At 36.8% G+C, this 1,510-nt stretch carries 2 protein-coding genes; one reads left to right on the forward strand and one right to left on the reverse strand.

Annotated elements, in window-relative coordinates; translation table 11 throughout:
• Nucleotides 1-114 precede the first annotated feature (114 nt).
• Nucleotides 115-816 (forward strand): VIT1/CCC1 transporter family protein, encoded by a 702-nt coding sequence (locus tag DPG01_RS18310; protein ID WP_004761016.1) that lies wholly within the window; start codon nt 115-117, stop codon nt 814-816.
• A gap of 154 nt (nt 817-970) precedes the next feature.
• Here the strand turns inward: DPG01_RS18310 and DPG01_RS18315 are convergent, their stop codons facing one another.
• Nucleotides 971-1,483, reverse strand: a complete 513-nt coding sequence (locus tag DPG01_RS18315) for a cytochrome b (RefSeq protein WP_004761014.1) — start codon at nt 1,481-1,483, stop codon at nt 971-973.
• Nucleotides 1,484-1,510 lie beyond the last annotated feature (27 nt).

Consider the following 1,510-nt stretch of genomic DNA (forward strand, 5'->3'; position numbering starts at 1 on the left):
CCGTTTTAAAATTTTTTTGCCTTTTAATCACGGTTTTTGAAATTAGCCAATAATAATCTCTACAGATGAAATAAATTTATTATAATCATCCTGATAACAAAAAGGATATACCTTGTGCGCCATTCTTATCATATTGAAAAACATTACATCGAACGTGCGGGATGGTTGCGTGCAGCTGTGCTGGGGGCAAATGACGGGATTATTTCAGTCACAAGTCTCGTGGTGGGAATCGCAGCCAGTGGAGCATCTACCCATACTGTACTGGTGACCTGTATCGCCGGATTAATATCTGGAGCTGCATCGATGGCTGCAGGTGAATACATCTCCGTTAAATCGCAACAAGACATTGAAAAGAATGATCTGCAGATGGAAGAACGTGAACTGCAACGCCATCCTGAACATGAATTAAATGAGCTAAAAAATATTTACATACAGCGTGGATTACAACCCGCTTTAGCGCAAGAAGTCGCGCAACAACTGACTGCACACAATGCTTTAGATGCACATGCGCGTGATGAAATTGGTATTTCAGATCATACTTCTGCCCAGCCGTTTCGTGCTGCCTTCTCTTCAGCCATTGCATTTACTGTAGGCTCATTATTTCCTTTAATTTCAATTATGCTTCTGCCTGAGCGATACTTAGAGAAAGGCGTCATGCTGATTGGGGTATTAAGTCTCGGAATTATGGGTGCCTTGGCCAGTTATGCGGGCGGCGCCAGTATTTGGAGAGGTTCGATTCGGGTAATGATTTGGGGTATTATTGCCATGTTATTCAGTGCTTGGATTGGATCATTATTTAATGTTGCGGTGGCATAAGATCCTTTTTTGTATAATCCAAATATTCCCACTCCATGAGGAGTATAGATAATAAGTCTATAGAAATACCTGACCTATCTGACATGCTTTATATCAATAAAGCATGTTGTTCTAGGTGAACAATATGCCTATTTTCTATAGTTATAGATCTAAATCATTTCATTTTTTTAAAAAGCATACTTTTTAATACATTATCTTTGAAAATAAAATGGTGGATTAATGCAGCACAAGCATGTAAACCTACGACTGTAATAAAGAAGTTACCTAAAAATTGATGCATCTGACCAATATATTTAACCTCTCTAACACTGCTCAAAAGTGGCAAATTTAAAGAGAATACTTGGAAGTTATCAGTGAAACTCGATAATGCAAGCCAGCCCGCTATTGGAACGACACATAAACTTACGTAAAGCGTAAATCTGACAATTTTAAATAATTTTATTTGATACGGATTAATGATCTCATTTTGAGGAATACTTCTTTTATAGAGAAAAACAACACTCAACCGCACGAAAAATAGAATAAATATTGAAATTCCACCTATAACATGAATCTGGCCCTGCAAACCTGTTCTTGTTGGATCTCCACTCGTCAAATATACAATTACAACTAAAACAAAGGTAATCCAGTGCATTATTATCATAGGTTTAGGATAATTATTGTTCATATTTTTTTCCTGAATTTTAAATATTTA

It is taken from the genome of Acinetobacter sp. WCHAc060042 (assembly GCF_003231195.1).
In the GTDB taxonomy this organism is placed as follows: Bacteria; Pseudomonadota; Gammaproteobacteria; order Pseudomonadales; family Moraxellaceae; genus Acinetobacter.

Coding starts and splice junctions, on each gene's coding strand:
- DPG01_RS18315 (WP_004761014.1), bottom strand. CDS start 1,483: ATGAACAATAATTATCCTAAACCTATGATAATAATGCACTGGATTACC.